2 protein-coding genes and 1 pseudogene are annotated in these 1,100 nt (G+C 32.4%); all 3 read right to left on the bottom strand.

Translation table 11 applies throughout. The annotated features are described in order from the left end of the window. Positions 1-215: pseudogene (locus G581_RS12120) on the bottom strand (hypothetical protein); the annotation flags it as partial. Next, on the bottom strand, positions 181-552 hold the full coding sequence (locus tag G581_RS11425) for a hypothetical protein (protein WP_038065921.1): 372 nt from the start codon (positions 550-552) through the stop codon (positions 181-183). The pseudogene G581_RS12120 and the gene G581_RS11425, both read right to left, overlap by 35 nt. Before the next feature lie 68 nt (positions 553-620). Further along, a partial coding sequence (locus G581_RS11420) for an IS3 family transposase (RefSeq protein ID WP_169368442.1) occupies positions 621-1,100 on the bottom strand: 480 nt, incomplete at its 5' end.

Here is a 1,100-nt window from a genome sequence, read left to right as displayed (position 1 = left end):
TTGTCAACCTGTATCCTGCTACATACTCCTCCAAAATAGTAAAATGCTTCTGATAATATATCAAATATCGTTGTCTGTTTCTTATCAAAACTAAAATCATACTTTCTGTATCTGCTGTAGCCAAGAATTGTACAGTGCACATATAGTTTTACAAGCTTGCCTGCTATGGAAACTTTATATTCAGACCAGTATCTGTTCTCCAGGAGATGTCTCATACCTTTGAAAGCTTCTTGTTGTGTCATTGATCATTTTGAAATTGCTGTTAATATACCTGTACACTGAAGATTCTGAACCTTTAAAACCTTTACTCCTTAAATTGCTGATGATTACTGAAACCTTCTGCTTTTTTACTAAATAGGATTCTTTAACAAATTCTGAAAATCTTGAGAGCTCTTCATTATTTCTTGAAACTCTCTCATATCCAGTGTATACTTCCTGAGCTAATGCTCTTTTAACAGTATTTCTGGATACTTTTAAAATCCTTGCTATGGCCCTTGTGCCAAGCTCAGGATTTCTTTTCTTAAGATTCCTGATTGTTACCCAATCTGTCATGCTGATCACCTCTTATTACCCCCATACTGTTTATGTGGGGTTTATTTTAATACAAGGTGGGTCAGTTTTTATGCAAAAGATGGGTCAATTTTCAATGCAAAATTACATTCTATATATTCAAAAATCTCCCTTCTGGCATCTTCTTTAGATTTATAACCACCTTTCTTTTGATAAATAAGTTCTGTTTTTAATGTTTTGAAAAAACTTTCACAAACAGCATTATCATAACAATTTCCTTTACCACTCATGCTCTGTTTCATACCATATGAATTTAACAACTTTCTAAAATCATTGCATGCATACTGAACCCCTCTGTCAGAATGAAATATTAATCCAGTATAAGGTCTTCTCTTAATACAGGCATTTCTTAATGCTTTCATTGTTGTGTCAATAGCTGTTAAACTGTTTGATTTAGAATGACCTACTATTTCACGATTATATAAATCCATAACTGTTGTTAGATAAATAAATCCCTCTCTTGTTTTAATGTAAGTAATATCTGAAACCCAGACCTCATTAGGTTTTGATACTGTAACTCTTTTTTCTAA

It is taken from the genome of Thermodesulfovibrio thiophilus DSM 17215 (assembly GCF_000423865.1).
In the GTDB taxonomy this organism is placed as follows: domain Bacteria; phylum Nitrospirota; class Thermodesulfovibrionia; order Thermodesulfovibrionales; family Thermodesulfovibrionaceae; genus Thermodesulfovibrio; species Thermodesulfovibrio thiophilus.
Note: the sequence above shows the minus strand (reverse complement) of the source record. Positions and strands in the feature narration are given on the sequence as shown.